The following is a 23,458-nucleotide window of genomic DNA, read 5'->3' on the forward strand; positions in this document are numbered from 1 at the left end:
CTCGAAAGGACAAGACAAATGACCCAACAGCCCTACACCGGCGGCTGCGCATGCGGCGCCATCCGCTACGAAATCTCGGGCGAGCCGGTCTTCCAGAACGACTGCCAGTGCCGCGACTGCCAGCGAAAGAGCGGCACCGGGCACGGCTCGTATCTCACCTTTGCGCGCAGCGGCGTGAAGCACAGCGGCAACGCCGCGCTGTGGGACCTGGTCGGCGACAGCGGCAACGTCAAGACCCGGGCGTTCTGCCCGACGTGCGGCTCGCCCGTGTACATGACCTTTGCGGCGATGCCCGACGTCTTCACCGTGCATGCCGCGAGCCTGGACGACCCCGGCCGCTACAAGCCGCAGGCCGTCACGTATGCCGTGCGTGGACACGCGTGGGATTTTCTCGACCCGGAATTGACCAAGTTCGACAAGATGCCGCCGATGTGAACGCCTGGCGCTGCCCCGTCAGCGCCTGGCGCGACTGCTCACGCGGACGGCGGAACACACACCTCGCGCAGCCGCTGGTGCGCGGCGCCGTCCCATGCAATGGGCTGCTGGTTCTTCGCGCTCAGGTAGTGGTGCGTGAACACCGCCAGATAGGCCTCCAGCGTGTGCCCGGCCACATGCTCGCCCGCCAGGTTCAGGCACAGGGCGGCCACTTCGCTGGTGCAGAAGTGATCGCCCCGGCCCGAGTTGCGCAGCTTGTACTGCGTGATCTGCTCGGGCTGCAGGCTCAGCACCGGAAACGCGTCGAGGCACGGGCTCCTGCTGAACATCTTGCGCGCTTCGCCCCAGGTCCCGTCGAACAGGATGAAGAGCGGGCGCTTGCCGGCTTCGCCGCTGGCCGGGTCCGGCGGCGGCACGCGCGAGACCACGCGCTCGGGCGCCGCGTACTGCCCCGGAAACACCACATACGGTTGCCACTGCGGGTCGCTCAACAAGGCCAGCAGCGCGGGATCGGTTTCGGTGCGCGCCCAGCCGAACGCGAAAGTGTCGGCCACCACGTCGGCGACCAGCCAACCGGTGTTGGTCGGCTTGAGCGGCTCGATGTCGGCCATGAGCAGGCACACCCCCGCACGCGTTGCCACCGACGGGCGCACGGCGCACATGCAATGGCTGGGCACCAGGCGGCAGCCCGCGCAGCGCTCGCGCTTGAAACCGCCGCGCGCGAGAAAGGGTTTGGCGCTTCGCGCCAGGCGCGCGGCGCGGAGAAGGGAAACGGCGTGAGGCATGCGGGGGATTCTCGGCGGTGTCGCCCGCCCTCCCCGCAAACCGCCGCAACGCGTCAGGAAGGCTTCTGGCCTTGATCCGACGCGCTGCCCGGCGCGGCCTTGAGCTGATCGAGGCAACTGCAGTTGCCGACCTGATCCCATTCGGCGGTGTTGGTGGTGGTTGCGGCGGGCTTCTCTTCGAGGGCGATATCGGCGGATGAAGTGGGTGCGGAGTTCGACATGGCAATGGACCGGTGAGTGGATGAATTCAATGAAGGCGGCTCACTTCGGCGCGAGCAGCTTGCCGCTCGCAACGAGCCGGATCGTGCGGAACAGCAGCACGGCAATGAGCAGGCTCAGGAACGCGAGCAGCGCCACCGCCAATGCCGTCATCGCCGGATGCCCGACGTGCTCCGCATAGCGCAGCGCGGCGTTGCTGAGCGCGGCGATGGGAAAGCTCAGTGCCCACCAGCCGGTGGCGAACGGAATGCTCCGCTTGAAGATCTTGAAGGCCAGCGAGAAGAAGACGAACAGGCCGAAGTAGAAGAGCATCGCGGCGAAGGCGTCCACACGCTGGAAGAAGTGGGTGTACGCGAGAAAGCCGACTTCGAAAGGCGCGATCAGGATCATCAGCGACGGCACCATCTCGTTCGCGAGCTTCTCGTGGTGGTGGATGAGCCTCGACACGATCATCGTGAAGAAGACCAGCGCCACCATCGTTCCCACCGCCAGCGAAAACAGGTTGAGCTCCCTCCCCCAGCTCATCGGCATGGTGCCGCCGGCCACCGTGATGTCGAGCGTGGCCACGCCCGGAATCAGCCACGCCGGCACCGAGTGCCCCGCGTCGACCTTGCCGCGCAGCAACCGGCTCACGATGGTGAAGGACAGCGCGATGGTGCTCGCCGCGCCCACGCTCCAGAGCACCTGCGACGCGCGGCTGCTGACCGGCGCCACGACCGCCGAGATCAACAGGATCGCGATGGTGATGGTGCCGAAGAAGTTGCCCGCGATCGGGTGCTGGAACTCGCTGCGCACCACGGCCGGATGCAGCACCGCCTTGGCCGCGTAGGCCACGCACAGCACGACGAAGACCGCGACGGCCACGCTGCTGATCGCTGCGTCGACGAGCGGGCTCGCGCCGAACTGGTGGCTGGCCTGCCGCCAGGCCGTGGCCAGGCCCGAGATGCCCATGACCGAGGCAAAGAGATTGACCGGCAGATACCGGATGGATGCCTGCCGCGGAATGTCCGCCGGGCTCAGCGTTTGCGTGGTGTTGATACGTGCTCCTGTGGAAGGTGTGGCTCCCCCACGGGCCTTGTTCACGGCTCGCGGAAGCGACGTAAAAAGTCTATGGGCGGCACCCTCTGCGCAGGCCGCGAGCGTGGTGCGGTTTGCGCCATTGATGGCCGTTTTCAGGCCATTCGCGCGGCTGGGGGCCGCAGCTTGCCGCTACAGGTCGGCGACGGCGACGCTGCCGGCGCCCGTGCCCGAAGGCAGCCCGGTCGCCCCTTCGCGCGGCTCTTCGCGCGGCTGCACCGGCGCTTCGGACCTGAAGCGCAGGCGGTACTCGCGCGGCGTGGTGTCGAGCCGCTTCGCGAAGATCACGCGCATCTGGTTGGCGCTGTGGAAGCCGCAGCGGAACGCCACCGTCTTCAGCGGCAGGTCGGTCTCTTCGAGCAGCTTGCGGCAGAAGTCGACGCGCACCTGCTCGACGAAGGCCGACGGCGTCATCTTCGCGTCCTTGGCGAACACGCGCGAGAAGGTGCGCCGGCTCACGCCCACCGCGTCGGCCAGTTGCTCGATGGATAACTGCTCGTCGATGTGGTCCGTGACGTGGCGCAGCACCTTCGCCACGATGGTCTCTTCCTTCGGCCCGACCGCCAGGAACGGGCTGTACTGCGACTGCCCGCCCTCGCGGCGGATGTACACGATGAGCCGCTTGGCGATGCGCAGCGCCAGCTCGTGGCCCCAGTCTTCCGTGACCAGCGCCAGGCACAGGTCGACACCCGCCGCCACGCCGGCCGAGGTGAACAGGCTGCCGTCGCGCACGAAGATCTTGTCGGGCCGCACGCGCGCCCGGGGGAACTGCGCAATGAGCCGGTCGACGTCGTGCCAATGCGCCGTCACCTGCTTGCCGTTGAGCAGGCCTGCGTGGCCCAGCGGAAAGGCGCCGTTGCACACCGAACCGAAGCGCCGCGAGCCCGCGGCCTTCTCGCTCAGCCACTGCAAAAAGGCGGGCTCGTAGCCGTTCACCGCCGGCAGCTTGGGGCCGCCCGCGACCAGCAGCAGGTCGGGCTGGCCTTCATGCTCGAGGTAGCCGGTGCCCACATGCAGCTGCATGCCGTTGGCACAACGCACGCTGCCCGCGCGCATGCCCACGAGCTCGATCTGGTAGTGGTGCTCGGGCGGGAGAAAGTTGTTGGCCTCGGTGAAGACGTCCATCGGCGCCGCGACGTCCAATGCCTGCACACCCTCCAACACGACAATGACCAGCTTCATGATTCGGGCGTGGTTGTCTTGCGGATAGGGGCGGGTGCGGGAGGCGGAAATTCATTGTAGAACGGTCTGTCTGCCTGGTTAAGTCACCAGCGCCAACAGGCTCGCGACACCCAGCCCCACCGCCGCCAGCGCGTCGCCGGCAATCAGCCCGCCGCCGAACAGCGACGCGCTGCTCATGTCCTGCGGCGCATCGCGTCGCACCGGCGCGCGCGCCGTCCACAGGCTGCCCACGATGCCGCCCGCGCCCAGCCACAGCGACGTCGGCAAGCTGACGAAGCCGCCGAAGGCCAGCGCATAGGGCGAAGGCAGCACGATCGCGTCGAGCACGAAGCCGCGCGGGCGCAGCCACTTGCGCAGCCCCTCGATGGCCACGCCCACCGCTATGCCCACGCCGATGGCGATGCGCTGGAACGGCAGGTCGGTGGTCAGGCTGCGCAGCACGCCGACGAACTTGTACGTCATGGCCGAGCTCCATTCGGCCGGTTGCTGGTCGGCCTTGAGCACCGTCTGGTCCTGCAGCAGCACCGGATAGGCCGCCATGAACAGCCGCGCGAACACCACCGCAAGCACGGCACCCACGACCACGCCCAGCACCTGGTAGCGGAACTGCATGGCGCGCGACGTGCCCAGCCGCCAGCCGGTGGAGCGGTCTTGCTGCATGTCGCAGGCCACGCCGGTCGCCACCAGCAGCACCGCGCCGGCCATCAGGCCCACGCCGGGGTCGCGCAGGCCCAGCGCGGCGAGGATGACGATGGTCACGACGAAGGCCGAAGAAATCGGGTTGGCATCGCTCACGCCCACCGAGATGCCGTTGACCAGCGCAAACAGAAAGACCAGCGCCACGGCCACGGCGAGATAGAACACCGGCTGCCCCAGCAACCAGTGGCCGCAGGCCACCGTGGCCCCTGCCCAGAACGCCACCCACAGCACGAGCCGCATGCTGCCAAGGCGCGGCCCTGTTTCGGCGGCGGGCGGCGCCGCATCGCTCGCGGTGCGCCACGGGCTCCAAGGCAGGGCCCGCGCGAAGATCAGCGCCATGTCGACCAGCGCCGCGCCCATGATCGCGCCCAGCGCGATGAGGAACATGATCTTGCGCGGCGGGTCACCGGCCTGCAGCCATCCGATCGACACGAAGTACGGTTGCAGCGCCACGCCGATCAGCCCGCCCGTCGCCGCCGGAATGCCGATGCGCGCGCCGATGACAAGGCCAGCGCCGAAGGTCGATGCGGACAGCCCGATGGCCCCCAGCAAAGGCAGGCGCACGGACGCCAGTCCGCTCGCCAGCCCGAGCGCCATGCCGCCGCCGAGCTGGCTCACCGAGCGCAGCAACAGCACCGGGTCGGTCAGCGCCCGCAGGATGTTGGCCACCGCCAGCCCCGAGGGAAAAGCCAGGCGCATGCGGTCCACCAGCACCGGCGTGTAGAGCATGCCCACGCCCACGCCGAACATGCCGACGCAGCCCAGGTACAGCGCCATCTGCCATGCCGGCGGCTGCGGCAGCCCCATCCACGCCATGGCCTGCAGCAGCACGCCCAGCCCGCTCATGCTGGCCACCGAGGCCGCTGCCGTCTGCACGTAGTTGGCGCCATGCCGCCCGCTGGCGCCATAGCCCGCGGTGACGGCCGAGCCCAGCAGCCCCGCCAGCACCTGCCCACCGACGAAGAAGCCGAGCGACAGGTTCATGTAGGCGGCCGTCACGCCGGCCAGCGGGCCCAGCACGAAGATGCCCAGGGCCGCCAGAAGCAGGTGGTAGCGCCAGCTGCCTTCGGCGGGCAGCCAGCGCCAGCGGGGGCCTCGAGGTGAATTCATGGGCGGGATGATCGCCCATCCCGCCGCCGATGCGGCTTCCCAGCTTCTTCTTCAGTAGTCCGCCGGGTTCGGCGAATCCGTCGGCTTTGCGATCACCTTGGCCAGCGCGTCGCTCAGCGGAAAGTGCAGGTTGACGCCGCGCGGCGGAATCGGCGACTGGAACCACTTGTCGTACAGCGCCTTGATCTCGCCGCTCGAATACAGCGTGGCAATCGTCTTGTCGGCCACGGCCTTGAACTCCGGCTCGCCGCGCGGCAGCATGACCGCGTAGGGGTCGCGGCTCAGGGTGTCGGTGCTCAGGCGGAAGTCATTCGGGTCGAGCCGCGAGAACGCGATCTGCCCGATCAGGTTGATGTCGTCCTCGAAGAAGGCCTCGGCGCGGCCCGAGGTGAAGGTCAGCATGCTGTCCGAAAAATCCTTCGCCAGGATGACGTTGAGGTTCAGGCCTTCCTTGCGGTCGATGCCGCGAATTCGCTGCACCGTGTTCGAACCCGTGGTCGCGACGACGGACTTGCCCTTCAGGTCTTTCAGCGTCTGCAGGTTGTCGGACTTGCGCGAAACGAACTTCGAGCCGACCACGAAGTAAGTGGTGCTGAAACTCACCAGCGCCTGCCGCTCCGGGTTGTTGACCGTGGAGCCGCACTCGAGGTCGATGGTGCCGTTCTGCATCAGTGGAATGCGGTTCTGCGATGTCACGGCCTGGCGCTTCACCTCCAGGTTCGGGCTGCCGATCAGGGTCTTGATGTCGTCCACGATCTTCAGGCAGATGTCCTGCGCATAGCCGATGGGCTGGCCGTTGCCGCCGAGGTAAGAGAATGGAACCGACGATTCGCGGTACGCCACCGTAATGAAGTTCCGCTCCTTGATGGCCTTCAACCGGCCGGTCAACTCGGCCGAATGGGCACCTGCGGCAGTGAACGCGAAAGCAGCGATGGCGAAATGGAGGAGAGAGCGTTTCATCTTTGAAGGGGAGTCAGAGCAGGTAATCGGGGTGGCTGGCAAGGAGTCGTCGCTTGACGCTTTCCAGGTGCTGGATCGCGCTTTCATTGCCGCCGGCGCGCATCTGGGCGTAAGTGGCGGCGGCGATTTCGGGCGACACCGGCACCAGCTTTCTGCCCGTCGACTCGGCCAGCACCTGCACCTGGCAGGCCCGCTCGAGGTAGTACAGGTCGTTCCAGGCTTCGGCGATGGTCTTGCCGATCACCATCACGCCGTGGTTTCGCATGAAGACGACGTCGGCATCGCAGATGGCCCCGGCAATGCGGTCCCCCTCTTTCTCGTCGAGGGCCAGGCCGTTGAACTCGTCGACTGCGGTGCGCCCGTAGAACTTCAGCGAGGTCTGGCCGGCCCATTGCAGCGGCTGCCCCTCGACCATCGACAGGCAGGTGGCATACGGCATGTGCGTGTGGAACGCGACACGGGCGCGCGGCAGGTTCTTGTGTACCCGCGCATGAATGAAATACGCGGTGATTTCAGGCGGCCGATCGCCCTTGACCACGTTGCCCTCGAAGTCGCAAATGATCAGGTCGGAGGCGCGGATTTCATCGAACGCCAGGCCGAACGGATTGACGATGAAGTAATTGTCGAAACCGGGAACGACGGCGGAGAGGTGGTTGCAAATGCCCTCTTCCATTCCCAGCACCGACGCCATCCGGAAACAGGCTGCAAGATCGACGCAGGCCTGCCAGACTTCGGGGTTTTCAAAGAGGCGCGGATCGACTTTTTGCCGCTCCTTGCCGTCTGTTGCCAATGCGTGTGCCATGTGTTCTCGATGCAGGTTCTTGCTGATGGATTTCAGTGGTTCAAATTTTGCATGGGCACCTGTGGATGCATCAAATTAGAATTTTGCGGAGCACGATAAGCTGCTCTTATGGCCCCCTATGAGACTCAAGCACATCGAGGTTTTCAACGCCATCATGCTGTCGGGCAGCGTCAGCGCGGCGGCCAGAATCCTCAACGTCACGCAGCCCGCGGTGACGCAGACGCTCAAGCATGCGGAGCTGCAGCTCGGCTATGCGCTCTTCGTGCGCGAGAAGGGCGGGCTGAAGCCGACGCCGGAGGCGCGGCAGCTCTATCTGCGGTCCAACAAGATATTCGAGCAGGTCGATGAATTGAGGCGGCTGGCGCAATCGCTCAAGCCCGACCAACTGGCGCAATTCCGCATTGCCATCGTGCCGTCGCTTTCCACCAATTGCCTGTCGCGCGCCTTGAATATCTTCAAGGCCGGCAATCCGAAAAGCGTGGTGTCGATCAAGATCCTTCATTCCGACGAAATCGCCAGATCCGTGGCCTTGCGTGAATGCGATCTTGGCATCGCTTATGGAGAAATCGACGCGCCTTCGGTGGATTCGCAAATCGTGGGCGTCGGACACCTGGTGTGGGTCGAGCGCCGTGATTGCGCTGATTCAGGCGCGGACACGTCGGACATGGGCATCGCGGAAATGGCGACCCGCGAATTCATCGGCATCGACAAGGACGACCCCGTTGGCAGAGCGCTGCTCGGGCTCCTGTCGGAGAGCGCGGTGTTCACCGGAACGCGGCTGTCCGCGCAAACGTACCAGTCCGCGCTGCTGCTGACGCTCGACGGCTTCGGCCCCTGCGTGATCGACTCCTTCACGGCCGGTTTCGCAGGCAACGAGTCGCTGTCGTGCAGACCCGTGTCGCCGCGCATTCCGATTGCGGTGTCCGCGCTATCCATGGCCGAAGGGCGTCAACGCGCCGATTTCAACGACCTGCTGGAGGCCTTCAGGTCTTCGCTGGGCCAGGTGGGCGACGCGCCGTCCGCCTAGAGCGTTGCCAGGGCACGCGCCGCCAGCAGCTTTTTGCGCGCTCCGGCAGAATCCGGCCCGAAGCGGCCACGCGATTGCGCCGCTCGTTGTTTGCTCCCCCAAAACCTGAAAGAAATCACCATGGCAAAAGCCTACTGGGTCAGTGCGTACCGCGCCATCAAGGACGCCGACAAACTTGCGGCCTACGCCAAGCTGGCCGGCCCGGCCATCACCTCCGGCGGCGGACGCTTTCTGGCACGCGGGCTGCCGGCCAAGGTGTACGAGTTCGGGCTGAACGAGCGCACCGTGCTGGTCGAATTCGACAGCGTCGAGCATGCGAAAGCCGTTCACGACAGCCCCGACTACCAGGCCGCGCTGGTCGCACTCGGCGACGGCGCCGAACGGGATCTGCGGATCATCGAAGGCCTGTAAGCCCATGAGCCATACCCCGGTGGCGGGGGCGTCAGGCGCGCAGGTCCAGCCCCTTCCACGCCTCGAGAACATCCACCTGCTTTCGCAGCCAGTCCACGGGCACTGAACTCATCCCCCAGTGATGCAGCCGCCCGGCTGCCTCGCCGAGGTTCCACAGGTGCCGAAGCTGGATGAACAGCGGCAGCGCGGCCACGTCGCGCTCGCTCACCTCGCCGCCGCCCGCGCGGTAGCCGCGCAGGTAGTGCGTCCAGCGCTCGCGCAGTGTGTCGTCGGGCTCCTTGAGGCCCTTGCGAAACAGGTACGACCAGGACATCACGCTCAGGTCGTATGCGAGGAAGCCTGGGCCCGCGTCGTCGAAGTCGAAGAACACGCTTTGCTTGACGCCGGCCGCGTCGGTGGCCACATGGTTGTTGAAGCCGTGCGTGTCGCCGTGGCACACGACCCGTGTGAGCCCGTTTTCGGCCGCGGCCAGCTCTTCGACGAGGCGCTGCATCAGTTGGCCGTACGTTTCCAGCAGCTGCGCGTCCAGCTCCGGATAGGCCTTCAGGTAACCCAGGGTCCTGCCGGCCAGGTGGTGGCCGTCCAGCGTGTAGCGGCTCGGCGGGCCCGCGTAGTCGCGCGCCGCTTCGTGGATGTGGGCCAGCGTGCGGCCGGTCAGCTCGAACTCGTCCAGCGTGTCGGGCGTCGTGCCCTCTGCATGGCGAAACAGGGCCAACGCGCGCGGCTTCGGGGAACTGCAGTTGGACGTGCGAGCGCCCATCCGCCGCCGGCACCGGCTCCGTCACCCCCGCGCCCCTGGCCGCCAGATGCGTCAGCAGCGCCACTTCGAAATCGACGTTGAAGCCGCCACGCGGGCGGATCGAATACAGGCGCGCCACGTACCGGCTGCCGTCGGCCATGCGCAGCGCGTAGTTGTCGTTGAGGCCACGCCGGATCAGGTGGCACTGCTGCACCGCAAGGCCATGATGCTGCGCCACCCAGCGCGCGACAGAGGCGGTGGCGGCGGTCGTGTGCGTCGGGACGAGATCGGGGTCGTGTCTTTCAGTAGGGGTCATGGCGCATTGTTCATGAACGGCCTTTTCATTCGCACACGGCCACGCGTCGGCCCACAGGCTTTGCGAGGAGCGATGCTACTGGCGCACGTAGCGCAAGTGTGTGGCGGTCGGCCCCTCGAGAACCCTGTCAATACGAAACTGCGGCATCGGCTCGCTCATGTTCTCGAACAGACGCCGGCCACTGCCGAACAGCACGGGCGCAACGCGATCTCCAGCTCGTCGACCACACCCAGCCCCAGGTACTGCTGGATCACATCCGCCCCGCCCGCGATTCGAATATCACGGCTGCCCGCGGCCTCCCGGGCCAGTTCCAGCGCACGCGCCGGCCCGTCGTTGACGAAGTAGAAGGTCGTCCCGCCGGGGCGCACCCATGGCTCGCGCTTTTCATGGGTCAGCACGTAGACCGGCGTGTGAAACGGCGCCTCTTCCGGCCAGGCGACCTCGCCCTGATCGAACATGCGCTTGCCCATGATGTTGGCGCCGATGCGCTCCACGGTGCTGCGAACCAGGTCGTTGATCGGGCCCGTCTCTCCCCCCGGCCCGAGCTTGAGGAGGTTCTCGCGAAAGTACTGTTGATTGAAGATCCAGGCCATCATCGCGCCCCACTTCGCGCCCCAGTTCTTGTACTCGGGCTTGCCCATGGTCATGCCTTCCGGGGCCATGTAGCCGTCGAGGCTGAGTCCGATGTTGACGAATACCTTGCTCATGATTTCTCCTTCGCAAATTCGAGTGGCGGCCTGACGCAGGCGCCGCGTGATTCGGGTGCGAAAGGAAGATGCCGGACCTTCCAATGTGCACACCGTCCACAACTTTATCCCAAAAGTAGACGCTGTCCACAGAACTTCGGCTCTTGAGGCCTGCCCCCTCGAAGGCTCGCGGCCCCTTACCTCTTCACCAGCCGCCGCCGCGCCTTCACAGCCGAAGCCAGCCCTTCCAGCACCGGCACCGTCTGCCCGAAGCTGATGCACGCATCGGTGATCGACACGCCGTGCTTCAGCGGCACGCCCGGCTTCAGGTCTTGCCGCCCTTCTTCCAGATGGCTCTCGATCATGAGGCCCGTGATGCGCCGCTCGCCGCCCGCGATCTGCGCCGCCACGTCTTCGGCGACCACGATCTGCCGCTGGTGCTGCTTGCTGCTGTTGCCGTGCGAGACGTCGATCATCACCTGCGGCCGCAGGCCGTTCGCCAGCAGCGCCTCGCAGCTGGCCGCGACATCCGCCGCCGAATAATTGGGCGCCTTGCCGCCGCGCAGGATCACGTGGCAGTCGTCGTTGCCGCGCGTCTCGAAGATCGCGGCCATGCCCATCTTGGTCATGCCCATGAAGGCGTGCGGCGCGCGGGCCGCGAGGATGGCGTCGGCCGCGACCTTGACGCTGCCGTCCGTGCCGTTCTTGAAGCCGACCGGGCAGCTCAGGCCCGACGCCAGCTGCCGGTGGCTCTGGCTCTCGGTGGTGCGCGCGCCGATGGCACCCCAGGCGATCAGGTCGGCAATGAACTGCGGGCTCAGCAGGTCGAGAAACTCGGTGCCCGTGGGCAGGCCCAGCGTCGTCAGCTCGAGCAGCAGGCGCCGCGCGCGCTCCAGCCCTTCGTTGATGGCGAAGCTGCCGTCCAGGTGCGGGTCGTTGATGTAGCCCTTCCAGCCCACGGTGGTGCGCGGCTTCTCGAAATAGGCGCGCATGACGATGATCAGGTCGTCCTGCAGCGAATCGGCGACGGTCTTCAGGCGGTGCGCGTATTCGATCGCCTGGTCGTGGTCATGGATGGAGCATGGCCCGACCACCACCACCAGCCGGTCGTCGCGGTCGTGCAGCACGTCGGCGATTTCCGCGCGGCTGCGCTCGACCAGCGCCAGCGTGTTGTCGCGCACGGGCACGCGCTCTTGCAGCAGCGCGGGCGTCATGAGGGGGCGAACGGCGCCGATGCGCACGTCGTCGATGCGGGTGGTGTCGAGCGTGCTGTCGCGGGAGCCGATTTCGGCGTCGTGGAGGGGGTCGTCGAGGCGGGGCATGGTCGTGGCTTTGATTTCGAATGGGGCTGGGGGGATTGTCCTCTTGAAGGCGCGCGGGGCCGGAACCGCGCTTGAGTCAGGGCCACATCGAGCCTCGAACCCACTGCAGATTCATTCTTCGCCACTCAATCGGCCACTTCGCCAGCAATCCTTTCCAGCACCTCGCGCGGTCGGTCCGTGATCACATCGCCATGACTCACGACGATGCGCACCAGGCCCGGCTCGGCCGCCCACGCGCGCATGGCTGCCGCCGTGGCCGCATGGTCCTTCACGAACATCTTCTCGCCGACCCACGGCATCTGCGGCTCCTTCACGCCGAAGCCCATGAGGCGTGCCATCACCTTGGCGCCCAGCCCGTCGGGATGATGCACATTGGCAATGATGTCGTTGACAACCAGCGAGGTCCCGTCGGAGCGCCGCACGATCAGCGCGGCTTCCTTGTCTTCCACACCCGGCACGCAGAGGAACTCCACGCTCGGGTCGCCGAACACGTTGGCAGTCGCATCCACCGGCACGGCCTCGGACACGGCCTCTCGCGCGCCCGGCGGGCAGACGACCTGCGCGGCCGGATAGCGTCGCTTCCAGGCCTTGACGTCGAGGCGGTGCGCAATGCCGGGAACGATCAGGAACGCCACCGACCCCATCGCCTCGAGTTGCTCCATCTCCCGCTCGCGCAACGGAATCGCGCTCCACACGGCGAGCCGGCGGTCCGGCAGTGAGAGCACGGTCATGCGACGCGGAAAATGGCCGAGCGGCATGTCGATTTCGCCCGCCACGGTGTGCAAGCCCTCGCCCAGCATTTCGAGCGGGCCGTGCTTGCCGACCTTCCATTCGTCGTTGAGTCTGGACATCTGGGTACCTCCGTCATGTGGGGACGACGTTTGAACGCCGACATGCTGCAACGTGAACCTGCGGCTCGCACCCGGGCGCCGGTCGCTTGCGCAAGATCGTGTAGGAGACCCGATGCCCTTCAGCGCCGATGCCATGTTCACCTCGAACCGCCGGCCGTCCGTGCAACACTCCGGCTCACGGCCCGCCGTTCATTCACCTTGAACCAGGCGTTCGCGGCCGCACATCCACGCCAGAGAGCCACCCCGCAGAACAAACATGAAGACCATCGACGAGATGCTGAACCTCGACTTGCTGACGCCCGACCAGCACCATCAGATCAACGCCTGGATCGCGCGCGCCAATTCGCCCGAAGAAATCTTGCAGATGCCAGCGCCACTCTGGCAAGCCGTGGAACGCGCCAGCGAAGTCATGGGCATCGACGCAGACCTGACGAGACCGCCTGCGCTTGATGCGGGCGGCGCCAACTAGCGTCGTCGAACAGGAAGACGTGCTGCCCGCGGGCGGTGTTGGCACAATCGGCGCACTCAACTTGCCAATGGAGAAGCAATGACGGAACCGACAAAGGTGAAGGGACCCGCCTCGTACTTTCCTTCCATCGAGAAGACATACGAGCAGCCGATTGCGCACTGGATGGGTATTCTCGAGAACGCCGATTCTCGCAAGCACATGGAGCTTGTGAGCAAGCTCAAGACCGAGCATCAGATGGGGCACGGGCATGCGAATGCCTTGGTTGCGGCGTTTCTGGCGAAGACATAGGAACGCTGGGCTGCCAGGATGCGCGCTCTTGTCACTTGCGCCGGATTCAGATTTCTTGATTGAGTTAGGCGCTCGCCGCTTCCTGCCCATGACGGCATGCGGCCATCAGCAGACCTTCGGTACAGGTCGGCAGTTGTGACAAGAATGAGGCGATAGGGGTGACGATGACAGCACGCGAAAGTGAAGTGACGATAGGCCTGCGCGATGTGAGAAGTTCGCTCGAACTTCAGCAACGGCTGATGACCTCGCTCGATTTTCCAGGTTGGTACGGGAACAACTGGAATGCTTTTTGGGACGCCATCACAGGCTTGGTGGACATGCCGCATCGGCTGCGCTTAGTCGGTTGGGCTTCCCTTGAAGACCGCCTTCCGCTCGATGCCAAGCAACTCCAGGAATGCCTTACACAAATGCAAGACGAGCAGCCAACCTTGGCTGCCGCTGTAAGCTACGAATAGAGGGCAGACTTCGGGCCAGGACCGGACTTTCCCGCAGTCGCTCCAAGGTCTATTCATGAACAACTACGTCCTTGCCCTTGATCTCAAACGCGATGAGCCAGATACCCCGACCGGGTCTGGCCGAGTTTCTAACTCGTTGCGCCGAGCTTTTTCCTCGCATCGTTATGTTCACCACCGTCAAGGAAGAGCGATTCCGAAAGATCGCGCGCTTGCTGGTCGACGAGCAAGTCGCGCCCGCCTGGTTCGCGGATATGGAGTACATCACTTGGCACGGTGAGACAAAAGACCTGCAATTTGTCCCTGGCGTGCATGCGCACCAAGTGTTACTGGTAGACGATTTTGAGAAGTACGTTCATCCAGGCCAGGAAGCACAGTGGCTGCAGATTGAATACTTCGACTATCCCTATGGTTCAACGGATACCGGCCTCGCCAAGATGCTTCAAATACTTGCGGCGCGTATTTGATCGATGATTCCATAGGGCGCTGCTGTGGCAAGAGTCGGCCAGTAGCAGTCGGTCGGCCGCGCCTCAGAATTCGTGGGATAGCGGACGTTCGCGGCGCGCGCGCAACGACTTCTTGTAGATTGTGTTGAAGCGCGTGCACACCCACCGCGGCGCGACAAGAATTGGCGCCAGCATCGACCTGAACCTGAACTGATTGAGGAAGCATTGCTTGAGCTACGTTCTAGAACCCGAAGTCGCAGGCGGGTGGGGACTTGGTACAGACGCCGACACCTCCGTTCACCCTCCGTTGGTGCGACGGCTTGTCTACCATTTCGAGGATTGGTTAGGGGATGACCTGCTCGAAACCTTTCCTTGTCGAGTTGCAATAGGTTGTTCCCGCCAAGTCGGGAAGCTGGAGATTTGTAGCCCAAGGCCGAGTGCGGCCTCCTGGCGTTGTAGTAGCTCAGGAACGCAGGCAACGATGTTGTGCGTTCCTTGCTGTTGGCCCAGACGCGGCCATAGGCCCACTCGCGCAGACAGGTCTGGATGAATCGCTCGGCCTTGCCGTTGGTCTGTGGGCGATAGGGCCTGGTGAAGGAGTGTTTGATACCCAAGGCTTGGCAAGTCCTGGCGAACAACTGTGAGCGATAGGCCGATCCGTTGTCGGTGATCAGGCGCTTGATGGTCACGCCCAAGGCCGCGTAGTGAGCCACGGCGGCCTGCAGGAACGCGACGGCCGAGCCCTTGCGCTCATCGTCGTGCATCTGCACGAAGCCCGCTCGCGAGTGATCGTCGATGGCCACGTGAGCAAACTCCCAGCCTGCGCCTCGCGTGGCATCGCGGCGATCGCCTGTCACTCGGTGGCTGGGTTGCACGATGCGCCCGAGCTTCTTTGTGTCGATATGCAGCAGCTCGCCGGGCGCTCTCGCTCGTAACGAACGATTGGCGCAATGGGGTCCAGCGCCTTCAGGCTGGACAGCCCCAGGCACGCGAGCAGGCGACTGACGGTGGACACGCTGCGCCCGACGATGGTGGCGATGCGGCGCATGGGCATGCGCGAGCGGCGCAACTGCTCGATGCGCTCGCGCAGGGCCGCGTCCAGGTTCGTGCGCGTGCGGGCCGGACGAGAGCTGCGATCGTGCAAGCCCCGCACGCCGCCTTCCAGGAAGCGCTTGAGCCACTTGCGCGCGGTGCGCGGGCTGATACCTGCCGCCTCGGCAGCAGGTATCAGCCCCATTCCTGCGATGCGTTCGACAAGCAACTTGCGACCTTCCAATGTCAATCTGGCATTCTTATGGCTGTTCATCCGGTGGGATTCCTCTGTGACTCTGAAGCGTGGTAACTCCAGTTTCCCAGACCCATTCGGGTGAACAACCTATTGAGACATCACAGCTAGCGAAACCAGCCATGCCTTCTGCTGCCTATTCCATGAAGCTTGCACTCGCCGTAAAGACCAATATTCGACTGGACATCGAGATCGAAGGAAATCCAGTGGCCGTAGTCCGCGCCGAGACTGAGGTTGATGGACGCATAAAAAGTCGAGACCTTGTCCAGTCCAGCGGCGTCGTCGAATGGGACACCGCGGTTTTCAAAGCAATCGATCAGACGAGTCGCTTACCGCTTGAGGCCAACGAAACGCTGCCGAAGGTAGTCGAGTTTCATTTTCGACCGAGGGAGTGATGGTGACCCCGCGCGCTTCTGCGAACGTTGCCTGCCGAGTAGGTTGGACTTCCGGTTTGGGCCCGGTGGAGCCAGCGCCCTTTCGACTACAGTCGGCCATGAGCAGACGCTGTCACCCAATGCCTAAATACCTCCGCATCGCGTGCATCCTCTTCATCTTCACGTTTTGTGGAATGGCTGTCCTTGCTCCTCTCCATGAATCAGGAATTTATCGGGTTACGTCGCCGCTGCTGTTAGTTTCGTTCGCCGTGGTTGCGATCCTCTTCATGCGTCGAGCTCAATGGACGTGGCAATGGATGAAGTGGATGGGCATCGTGACGTTAGTAATCAATGGCAGCTTCTTTCCAGAGCCAAGGTTCTATGGGCCATATACGGTGCCTGCACGCATCTTCATCTCCATACAACTGCTGGCCTGTTGCGTAATTCTTTGGTCTATCGTGCGCCACCAAAACACTTGGGCTTGGTTTACGAACCGCCGCGCTGGCGCTCAAAGGTCTACAGAAATTTCTTGATGCGCCAGCCACGGACGCGATCCCGAGCGTCAGCTTTTTTCGCGCGCCCGACGGTCTGCCAAGATAGCGCACTCCGTTACGGTTGTCGGCCACAACCAGACATCCAAGCGGACGTCTCGCGGCGCCGCTCAGTTTCAACGTCAGGACTTACAAATGCCGCGCCTTCACAGATCTGTCGCGCTCCTGACCCTAATCGCCGTTAGCCCGTTCTCTCCGCAGAGTACCGCAAGTTCGGTAGCGGAGAAGTTCCGGATACATAACGTGGCTGCGCTAATTCCGCCGGCAAGAATGCCGACAGAGGTGCAGTTGGAAATGCTCAAACAATGCAGGTCGACGAGTGTCGATCCCGCAAATCCACTTCAAATTTCTAGCAGCGATAAAAAGCTTTTGCAAGGGCATGACTCGCTAAGGTTCTTTGCGAACGGTGCTCCGCAGGTCGCGCTGGCTTGGTATCCAGCAGCCCTGTTGGATCCCACTGGAACACACACCGAACCAGGAGTGACAGCATCTGTCGCCGACACATTTGTCATTTGTTTTCTCAAAAAAGGCTACAGGTATGGAACATATCAGCAAAAAATAGTTTTTCCATAAGGCTTGCTCGGCCATAAGAAACGTTCGAAGTGACACAGAAGCTCTTCTTGTTTCATTTGCCGAGATTTTCATCATGAAGCATGACTGGTTAATGGCCATCAATACAGGATATTTCATGATGTGTGAATCCAAGTATCTCTTCGCACTCGTAAGTGATGGAGCGGCACAACGCTCTCGAATGGATATTGAACGAAAACGGTACCTTGGACGACGTAGAGCTCAGCACCTGATTCGGGTGACGGCCAATTGCAGACGTTTGAAGACATCCCCTAGGTCGGTCCCAAAGCCTCACACCCGGCCCTTGCGGCTTGGTCCGAAGTGAGGTCACGCACCGTCGCCGCATTCAACAAGCGCTGTAGTTCAGCGACATCCAAGCTGGTTGCAAAGATGCGAGCATCTGCATCGAGACGCGGATTTTTTTGAAACGCGACAGAAACGCGTTGCTCCACTCCATCGAAAACCTTCGTTTGGACGAACACCGCAGGCTCATTGGCCCACCAACCGCTCATTTGCATTTCAGGGACCATCTGCCCGCCCGGATATGCGGGCATTGGCTTCCACCAAGAAAATGCCACGATGCGTCCTCGCTCGTCCGTCCAGGTGCAATGAGTCTCGACAGTTGCTACAGAGGTCCCTGGGAAGGGAGTATGTTCGACCTTCTGATCTACCAGCTGATAGCTTGAAGGAAGCAGCAGGATGTAGGCCGCCGCGGTCCATGAAATCAAGTCCATTGATGGGCCCAGAGAATCGAAGAAGTTTGGCAACCCACTATAGCCTTGCTCTGTTACCAATCTAGGAGCTGCGCCAGCTCACCCAGAAGCAGCTTTGTCTTTGTATTTGGGTACAACGTCCACTTCGCAGCATGAGCGGAGACCGCTTTGGGCCCGTTGCACCGGGCCTGTGACAGGCTACAGTCGGCCACAACCGGTCACTCGTGGCCGGAGGCAGAGTTCAAGCAGCAGCAGACCTTCGATACCAGCATGACTGATCAAGCAAAGTTCTACAGATGCCTCAGTGAAAGCTACGACGGCATAGGGCTGTATTACTTTGAAGTAGTCGCGGGAATGACGACCCGCGCCATAGAAAGCATCGGGGGGCAGCTTTGGTGGTCTTCGCCAAGTAGCTCCAAGTCGGAAAAACATGAGTTCACCGATCAGCCTGAATTTTCGAGTTCAGATGCCGAAGCTCTTGCCGACGAATTTGGGCTTGTAGAGATCAGTGCATCAGAGTTCGACAGCCTGTGGCGCGACGCGCATGCCAACTGACGGCCAACTGCGGACACTTGCCATGCCGGCATCGCCAGCCTGGAAGCGGTCACTACAGTTCATCTCCCCAAAACTTTTCATGAATGCAATCGTCCTCGCGCTCGCCCTTGCATTGCATGCTTCGGGCAGCGTTGCTGCAGATCTAGTCTTGCCGATTCCTGTTGTGGCGCAACATTACCAACTTAAAGATCCAGCGGACTTGACCGACGACGAATTCAACGATCTTCTCTCGAAGAGCGCAGCAGGACGACCCGGGCGACCTGTCATTTCTTGGGACTTTCGTCCGAACGGAACGACGAATTTTTACGAAGACTCAACTGGATTAAGCGCCGGGGCCAGAGAGAAGCTCGCGGCTTCAATGAATAGTTTCGAGAAACTCGACTACCCATACAGTTCTCTGTACTGCTACCGAGAGCTGGTCATTCAGGGCTCCAAAAGGTCCGATGCAAAAACTCAAGCGTTGGTGCTTGCTCGGGTGGCGTCAGTAGCAAGATGGTTTATCGAGCATGGCTATGACTCGACGCTGATTCAGACATATGCGGATGGGGCAGGCGCGGCCGACAAGGTTGACTGGGAAATTGTTGGTGGAATAAGCACGCTGCGGCAGTGTGAACAGTTGCGCAATGCGGTTCGCCGCAAGTAGCTCATCCATGACCACCCCAAAATAGGTGCCAACTGCGTTTCGATACGTACCGGGGAATATCGTGAACGTCCGCTTCCTGGAGACAGCTACTTCCGCTTTGGGCCCAAAGCGTCTATACAGGCTTCTCTGAAGCGGACGCAAAGAGGTGCGCGGGCACTGCATGACCACGAACAAGGCCTCAAGTTTGAGGCAGGTGATTTCTATGATTTATTACCGCAACCGGCGCAATTGAGCGAACTCTTCGTACCGTAGCAAGCCATCGAAAACTGCCTCATATGTCGCTTGGATGTTGTCTGTCCCGCGCCCCCAATACTGACCGAAGTCAAAAGCCGTAACTTGTGCTGATTCAAGCTGCTTTGCTGCAAGCGAAAGCCACTCCGGGCGCGTCGGAAATGAACCCAACATTTCTTCGTCATCTGCCCAGGCTGTAGCAACGTAGTGGTCAGCCAGGGCCAAGCGCCAAAAGCTGATGGGTCCAACGTTCTCATCGATACAGCGCAGAAATTCGGTAGCTATGCTGGCCGGTTCGGCTAGCCGCCCAAGCACTGCGTCACGGTGGCAACGCAGCATATGCGCATCGTCCGGAAATTTTCGAGTTGCTACCAAAGCTGCCGTGAAAGCCTCTTCGCTTGCTCCAACTGCGTTGTAACTTCGAAACAGGTTCGCGAACTCGGCTTGAGTGAGTTCCTCAAGGGTACGGCCTTCAAGCAAGTAGAGTTCCGTTCGAGAAATAAAGTGCTTATTTGGGGAATTCATTCGTCGCTCGATGACCCGGGCGGAGTCATTATTTTAAACGTCGGGTCCTGGCCTCAAGCCGCGATACATGTCGGTAGCTGCGATACTGTCAACAACAGGCGGTTAGAAGCAGATTGGCCGATCGAGCGTTTCCACGTCAATACATAGGGCTTGCATGGTTTTCTCAAAGCCTCTCAAGAACGCTTCGGTCCTCGGCTCGTTGCAGCGAACTTTGAATAGTTTAGAAACCTCTTCGCGCAGCTGGGGCATCAGTTCCATCGACACTGAATCACCGCCGTGCGTGCCGTTGTACAACACATGCCCCAACAAAATAGGGAAGTCCTCTCCCATTTCATTCGTGTTGAGCTGTTCTCGAAGCATCCCAACGAGGGAAACGTTGCCTATCGGCCGTCTCACGTAGACGCCTGACTCATGTTCACAGGCCGATTCATTCCATTGATCAAATTCGAGCTCGGTTTCCAGACTAGTACCTCTGGTGCTTCTTGAACCATCAGAGTCGACGAACACGTTCCACTCGGATTTGGGCTGCGAAGCCACAAGCCCTTTTTCAAAGCAGTTGCAGTAGACGCACGCGGACACACCCATAAATGACCTTACCAGGAGGTGAAGCGCCACCTTGGCGCGAAGCGAAACAAGGCCGCAGGATTGACGGTCTGCTTCTGGTCGACTGTAGCCGTCTATAGCGTGGCCGCACTCGCTACAGACTGTGCGCAAATCGAATTCCAAACAACGGCGTCAAGCGGCATCACTTTTGACCAGTCGATTGCACCGCTGAAGATGGGATGCGGAGCAAAGCCGTAAAACTGACCTTGTCCGCGAAGTACCCCTTTCTCCTTGAGGAGAGCTACCCCCTCACTTAGGAGGTTTTCCCGCCGCCACTCGCGTGAGTTCATGAGTTCTGAGAAGCGTTGAAAGTCGCCCGTAACGAAGTGCACGCAGCCGTCTAGCATGTCTAGTTTCTCGACCTCACCGGAGCGTCTCTCAAAAAATAAGTCCCCAAACACGGATGCGCCAATGGATCGTACCTGCCCTGTGACTTTGCTCGGCCATTCCGCGAGCAGGCCATTGAAGTCGAGGAGCGCCGCGTCGACGAACAGGTCGTCCCAGGTCAATGAACTCATGCGTGTGTCGCTTTGATTGATTGTGGTTGAGCGTCCGGTGTTGGACGACTACTGCCTCACGCCACGCTTATATAGAAGGCATGAAGCAAAACTTCATCGGTCCGACAAGCAGTCCATGGAATTCCACGAATCTCACGGCTTGCTCCTTGATCTAGATTGATAGTAGTCAAGGCAAGGCTGAAGCCGCGAAAAGCTAGCAGAGGTAATGTCTCCGCTTCCGCTTGAAAGCACTTCGGCCATAAGTCGCTGTGAATGCGCGGCCGAGTCTTGCACCGCCTTGGCGAGCGCTATTTCTTGAGGAACACCAGAGTCTGCATCCTGTTGCGCGGCACGTTGGATGAACCAATTTCCGCCAGGCATCATCCGATCAACCAGCCTTTGATCGAACGTGAAGAGCCTGGCTTGAATGAGCGTTGCGGCGCAATCCAAGTAGGTTTCGCGCTTGTCTTCGAGCGCTACCTCAGCCGTATGAGAGGTGCCGCTCATTGCGAGTGAAAGACTTAGCAGAACGGTCTTGTATCTCATCTCTTCTCAATTTACGTATTTCTCGAATACTTGCCTAGGGGGCACTCACCAAGGTCCGCTTCCGGCCGACTACCGCCCCAGATTGCCTCTTAGAGTAAAACGTGCTGACCTACCTGCATCGCTCAGATTTCAACGACATGAGGGGGACATCGCGAGGCAATCAGTCAGCAGAAAGGTTGGATTGTTTACCAAACATGAAGTAAGCAAACGGCACGAAGTAGAAAAGAAGCCAGTGCCCCGAAAAACCGCGAACTTCATTTGCTTTGAAAGACGTGTACTCGGCCGCAGTGACCTCGCGCACGAGCCGCCCATGATCTTGAAGAATGAACTTTCCCTCGCTGATCGCCGGGCTGCCGCCTTGCATGCCAACGATGAACAGCAGGAAGTTGATTGCTGTGTAGGCGGCGATGACGCAGCCAAGGGCGACAACCCAGCTGGGGAAGAACTCTCGGATCTGCGCAAACGTGGGCTTGGGCCCGAGGTCTTTGCGACTGAAGAAAATGAATGGAAAGAACACAACGAAGATGCCGACGTGCAGTGTCCAGACATATGGAAACTTTGCAGAGACGTCGGTCCCGAGCAGCGCTGCGATGTGGACAAGCAGTGAAAGCGTGAAACCAAGCAGCGCGGCGAGTGCAATGAGACGGGGCACAAGAATCCGGGGCTGTTTGGGTCGGTTCATATCAACATCAGTTGAGCTGGGATGCTCCCCGCATCACACCAGCTGCAGATCCCTCGCCCCCACCCCCTCAAACACCTTCCCCAGCTGCCCCTGCGACAGCCCATACATCCGCTTGAACAGGCCCCCGAACACCGCCCGGTATTCATTCAGCACCGGATAGTCCCGGTTCTGGAACAGCGTCACCTGGGTCAGTGCCTGCTGCTCCCCGACGATGCGTCCACCGGCCTGCGCCGACAGCCCGCCGCCCAGCACCCAGTACACGGTCCCATGCCCATGGTCCGTTCCCCGGTTGCCGTTCTCGCGGAAGGTGCGGCCGAACTCGCTGATGACGACGACCACGGTCTGGCGCCATGCGTCGTCGCCCATCTCCTGCGCGAAGCCGGCGACGCCGCGGCCCAGTTCTTCAAAACGGTTGGCCAGGTAGCCGGTGGCGGCGCCCTGCCCCACGTGCGTGTCCCAGCCGCCGACATCGACAAAGCCCAGGTCGAAGCGGTCGCGCATCAGCAGCGCCATGCGGCGCGCGACCAGCTCGAAGCCCTTGGCGGTCATGGCGTTGCGGCTGGCCGCATCCATCTCGGCCTGCACGGCGCGCATGACTTCATCGCGCACCTGGAAGCCTTCGGCCACCGGTTGCGCGAGCGAGGTGTTCCTGTACATGGCCGCGATGACCTGGCTTTGCCGCGCGTCGAGCGCCGAGCGCGCGTTGCCCGCGAGCGCCATGTTGGCGGCCTTGGCATTGCCGCGCATCGAGATCGGCAACTGGTCGGTGAACGCGATGGGCGACACGTCGGTAACGGGCCCCGCGCCGAGCACGCCGCCAGGCGATTGAGAAAGCCCGAGCGGTAGTCGCGGCGCTTGTCCAGGGCCTGGCCGAGTTCGATGGAGTCTTGTGTTTCGAAGTGGCTGCGCGTGAGGTCGTCGGTGCCAGCGAAGGCGATGAACGCGGCCTGCTTCTGCTGGAACATCGGCATCACGCTCTGCGCGAGCGCGGGGTGCAGGCCCCAGTTGCTGTCGAGCGGCAACGCACCGTTGGGTGAGCCGGGGCGCGGAATGGCGATGTTGGGGCGAGAGGCGTAATAGAAGTCGCTGCTGGTCGGCACGAGCAGGTTGCTGCAGTCGTAGGCGCCGCGCAGGAACACAACGAGCAGCTTGGCGCCTTCCGCAGCAGGGGCCGCCATGAGTTGGCCCGCGGCGCTGCGAAAGGGGCGGCGGCCAGGAGCTTGAGGAGTTCTCTGCGGTGCATGACGTGTGTCCTTTTTTGCCTTGCGCCTTCACCTTTTGGGGGAAGGTTGGGATGGGGCTGGCGGCGCTGGTTTTGTTGCTGCCTTGCTTTATCGAGCGCCGCTTGCCCCCACCCCTGCCCTCCCCCGGGAGGGCAGGGAGAAATACGAAATCAATACCAATACC

At 62.2% G+C, this 23,458-nt stretch carries 29 protein-coding genes and 2 pseudogenes; 12 read left to right on the forward strand and 19 right to left on the reverse strand.

Annotation, left to right across the window (positions count from 1 at the left end; genetic code table 11):
* Positions 1-18 precede the first annotated feature (18 nt).
* Complete coding sequence (locus BMG07_RS11790) at positions 19-435, forward strand: GFA family protein (protein WP_198084734.1); 417 nt, start codon at positions 19-21, stop codon at positions 433-435.
* A 38-nt stretch (positions 436-473) separates the two neighbouring features.
* Here the strand turns inward: BMG07_RS11790 and BMG07_RS11795 are convergent, their stop codons facing one another.
* From BMG07_RS11795 to BMG07_RS11825, 7 genes are all read right to left on the reverse strand, one after another.
* Entirely contained in the window at positions 474-1,220 is a 747-nt protein-coding gene (locus tag BMG07_RS11795) for a tRNA-uridine aminocarboxypropyltransferase (RefSeq protein WP_198084735.1), read from the reverse strand.
* Positions 1,221-1,273: 53 nt separating this feature from the next.
* On the reverse strand, positions 1,274-1,441 hold the full coding sequence (locus tag BMG07_RS11800) for a hypothetical protein (RefSeq protein ID WP_198084736.1): 168 nt from the start codon (positions 1,439-1,441) through the stop codon (positions 1,274-1,276).
* Between the two features lie 40 nt (positions 1,442-1,481).
* Positions 1,482-2,477, reverse strand: coding sequence for an SLAC1 anion channel family protein (locus BMG07_RS11805; RefSeq protein WP_374221269.1), 996 nt, complete (start codon positions 2,475-2,477; stop codon positions 1,482-1,484).
* Positions 2,478-2,648: 171 nt separating this feature from the next.
* Positions 2,649-3,698 carry a GlxA family transcriptional regulator gene (locus BMG07_RS11810; protein WP_198084737.1) on the reverse strand — a complete coding sequence of 350 codons (1,050 nt, stop codon included), beginning with the start codon at positions 3,696-3,698 and terminating at the stop codon, positions 2,649-2,651.
* A 78-nt stretch (positions 3,699-3,776) separates the two neighbouring features.
* Positions 3,777-5,507: an OPT/YSL family transporter gene (locus BMG07_RS11815; protein WP_198084738.1), complete on the reverse strand. Its 1,731-nt coding sequence runs from the start codon at positions 5,505-5,507 to the stop codon at positions 3,777-3,779.
* A 51-nt stretch (positions 5,508-5,558) separates the two neighbouring features.
* Positions 5,559-6,467, reverse strand: a complete 909-nt coding sequence (locus BMG07_RS11820) for an amino acid ABC transporter substrate-binding protein (protein ID WP_198084739.1) — start codon at positions 6,465-6,467, stop codon at positions 5,559-5,561.
* A gap of 13 nt (positions 6,468-6,480) precedes the next feature.
* Positions 6,481-7,269 carry an aldolase gene (locus BMG07_RS11825; protein WP_198084740.1) on the reverse strand — a complete coding sequence of 263 codons (789 nt, stop codon included), beginning with the start codon at positions 7,267-7,269 and terminating at the stop codon, positions 6,481-6,483.
* 118 nt (positions 7,270-7,387) lie between these two features.
* Here BMG07_RS11825 and BMG07_RS11830 point away from each other — a divergent pair, with 118 nt between their 5' ends.
* Together BMG07_RS11830 and BMG07_RS11835 are read left to right on the forward strand one after the other, a co-directional pair.
* Positions 7,388-8,296 carry a LysR family transcriptional regulator gene (locus BMG07_RS11830; protein WP_198084741.1) on the forward strand — a complete coding sequence of 303 codons (909 nt, stop codon included), beginning with the start codon at positions 7,388-7,390 and terminating at the stop codon, positions 8,294-8,296.
* 120 nt (positions 8,297-8,416) lie between these two features.
* Positions 8,417-8,707, forward strand: coding sequence for a DUF1330 domain-containing protein (locus BMG07_RS11835; protein ID WP_198084742.1), 291 nt, complete (start codon positions 8,417-8,419; stop codon positions 8,705-8,707).
* 31 nt (positions 8,708-8,738) lie between these two features.
* Here the strand turns inward: BMG07_RS11835 and BMG07_RS11840 are convergent, their stop codons facing one another.
* From BMG07_RS11840 to BMG07_RS11855, 4 genes are all read right to left on the reverse strand, one after another.
* Positions 8,739-9,422, reverse strand: coding sequence for a phosphotransferase enzyme family protein (locus BMG07_RS11840; protein WP_269758875.1), 684 nt, complete (start codon positions 9,420-9,422; stop codon positions 8,739-8,741).
* 495 nt (positions 9,423-9,917) lie between these two features.
* A complete protein-coding gene (locus tag BMG07_RS11845) occupies positions 9,918-10,469 on the reverse strand; it encodes a dihydrofolate reductase family protein (protein WP_198084743.1) in 552 nt (183 codons plus the stop codon).
* A gap of 176 nt (positions 10,470-10,645) precedes the next feature.
* Positions 10,646-11,770: a 3-deoxy-7-phosphoheptulonate synthase gene (locus BMG07_RS11850; protein ID WP_269758876.1), complete on the reverse strand. Its 1,125-nt coding sequence runs from the start codon at positions 11,768-11,770 to the stop codon at positions 10,646-10,648.
* A gap of 125 nt (positions 11,771-11,895) precedes the next feature.
* On the reverse strand, positions 11,896-12,621 hold the full coding sequence (locus BMG07_RS11855) for a hypothetical protein (RefSeq protein ID WP_269758877.1): 726 nt from the start codon (positions 12,619-12,621) through the stop codon (positions 11,896-11,898).
* Between the two features lie 256 nt (positions 12,622-12,877).
* Between BMG07_RS11855 and BMG07_RS11860 the strand changes: the two genes are divergently transcribed.
* The 4 genes from BMG07_RS11860 to BMG07_RS11875 all read left to right on the forward strand — a co-directional run bounded on the left by BMG07_RS11860 (position 12,878) and on the right by BMG07_RS11875 (position 14,297).
* Positions 12,878-13,090, forward strand: coding sequence for a hypothetical protein (locus BMG07_RS11860; RefSeq protein ID WP_198084745.1), 213 nt, complete (start codon positions 12,878-12,880; stop codon positions 13,088-13,090).
* 78 nt (positions 13,091-13,168) lie between these two features.
* Positions 13,169-13,378 (forward strand): DUF4287 domain-containing protein, encoded by a 210-nt coding sequence (locus BMG07_RS11865; protein WP_198084746.1) that lies wholly within the window; start codon positions 13,169-13,171, stop codon positions 13,376-13,378.
* Positions 13,379-13,542: 164 nt separating this feature from the next.
* Positions 13,543-13,833, forward strand: a complete 291-nt coding sequence (locus BMG07_RS11870; RefSeq protein WP_198084773.1) for a barstar family protein — start codon at positions 13,543-13,545, stop codon at positions 13,831-13,833.
* 92 nt (positions 13,834-13,925) lie between these two features.
* Positions 13,926-14,297 carry an NIF family HAD-type phosphatase gene (locus tag BMG07_RS11875; protein ID WP_198084747.1) on the forward strand — a complete coding sequence of 124 codons (372 nt, stop codon included), beginning with the start codon at positions 13,926-13,928 and terminating at the stop codon, positions 14,295-14,297.
* 353 nt (positions 14,298-14,650) lie between these two features.
* Here BMG07_RS11875 and BMG07_RS11880 read toward each other — a convergent pair.
* A pseudogene (locus tag BMG07_RS11880) lies at positions 14,651-15,582 on the reverse strand (IS481 family transposase); the annotation flags it as partial.
* 122 nt (positions 15,583-15,704) lie between these two features.
* On the opposite strand from BMG07_RS11880, the gene BMG07_RS11885 reads away from it, so the two are divergent.
* From BMG07_RS11885 to BMG07_RS11895, 3 genes are all read left to right on the forward strand, one after another.
* Positions 15,705-15,956, forward strand: a complete 252-nt coding sequence (locus BMG07_RS11885; RefSeq protein WP_198084748.1) for a TonB C-terminal domain-containing protein — start codon at positions 15,705-15,707, stop codon at positions 15,954-15,956.
* 98 nt (positions 15,957-16,054) lie between these two features.
* Positions 16,055-16,468 carry a hypothetical protein gene (locus BMG07_RS11890; RefSeq protein WP_269758878.1) on the forward strand — a complete coding sequence of 138 codons (414 nt, stop codon included), beginning with the start codon at positions 16,055-16,057 and terminating at the stop codon, positions 16,466-16,468.
* Positions 16,469-16,729: 261 nt separating this feature from the next.
* On the forward strand, positions 16,730-17,059 hold the full coding sequence (locus BMG07_RS11895) for a hypothetical protein (RefSeq protein WP_198084750.1): 330 nt from the start codon (positions 16,730-16,732) through the stop codon (positions 17,057-17,059).
* A gap of 269 nt (positions 17,060-17,328) precedes the next feature.
* Here BMG07_RS11895 and BMG07_RS11900 read toward each other — a convergent pair whose 3' ends face one another.
* On the reverse strand, positions 17,329-17,790 hold the full coding sequence (locus BMG07_RS11900) for a hypothetical protein (RefSeq protein WP_143098380.1): 462 nt from the start codon (positions 17,788-17,790) through the stop codon (positions 17,329-17,331).
* A 249-nt stretch (positions 17,791-18,039) separates the two neighbouring features.
* Between BMG07_RS11900 and BMG07_RS11905 the strand changes: the two genes are divergently transcribed.
* The gene (locus tag BMG07_RS11905) at positions 18,040-18,324 is read left to right on the forward strand and encodes a hypothetical protein (RefSeq protein ID WP_198084751.1); all 285 of its coding nucleotides are present in this window, start codon (positions 18,040-18,042) and stop codon (positions 18,322-18,324) included.
* Between the two features lie 79 nt (positions 18,325-18,403).
* Positions 18,404-18,967, forward strand: a complete 564-nt coding sequence (locus BMG07_RS11910; RefSeq protein ID WP_198084752.1) for a hypothetical protein — start codon at positions 18,404-18,406, stop codon at positions 18,965-18,967.
* A 210-nt stretch (positions 18,968-19,177) separates the two neighbouring features.
* On the opposite strand, the gene BMG07_RS11915 is transcribed toward BMG07_RS11910, so the two are convergent.
* The 6 genes and pseudogenes from BMG07_RS11915 to BMG07_RS11940 all read right to left on the reverse strand — a co-directional run bounded on the left by BMG07_RS11915 (position 19,178) and on the right by BMG07_RS11940 (position 23,294).
* Positions 19,178-19,723 carry a hypothetical protein gene (locus BMG07_RS11915; RefSeq protein ID WP_198084753.1) on the reverse strand — a complete coding sequence of 182 codons (546 nt, stop codon included), beginning with the start codon at positions 19,721-19,723 and terminating at the stop codon, positions 19,178-19,180.
* A gap of 102 nt (positions 19,724-19,825) precedes the next feature.
* Positions 19,826-20,230, reverse strand: a complete 405-nt coding sequence (locus BMG07_RS11920; RefSeq protein ID WP_198084754.1) for a hypothetical protein — start codon at positions 20,228-20,230, stop codon at positions 19,826-19,828.
* Between the two features lie 170 nt (positions 20,231-20,400).
* The gene (locus tag BMG07_RS11925; protein ID WP_198084755.1) at positions 20,401-20,844 is read right to left on the reverse strand and encodes a hypothetical protein; all 444 of its coding nucleotides are present in this window, start codon (positions 20,842-20,844) and stop codon (positions 20,401-20,403) included.
* Positions 20,845-20,976: 132 nt separating this feature from the next.
* Complete coding sequence (locus BMG07_RS11930) at positions 20,977-21,369, reverse strand: hypothetical protein (protein ID WP_198084756.1); 393 nt, start codon at positions 21,367-21,369, stop codon at positions 20,977-20,979.
* Between the two features lie 160 nt (positions 21,370-21,529).
* Complete coding sequence (locus BMG07_RS11935; protein ID WP_198084757.1) at positions 21,530-22,051, reverse strand: hypothetical protein; 522 nt, start codon at positions 22,049-22,051, stop codon at positions 21,530-21,532.
* Between the two features lie 33 nt (positions 22,052-22,084).
* Positions 22,085-23,294: pseudogene (locus tag BMG07_RS11940) on the reverse strand (DUF1501 domain-containing protein).
* Positions 23,295-23,458 lie beyond the last annotated feature (164 nt).

Origin of the sequence: Variovorax sp. E3, from assembly GCF_016082275.1 — a bacterium.
GTDB lineage: Bacteria > Pseudomonadota > Gammaproteobacteria > Burkholderiales > Burkholderiaceae_C > Variovorax.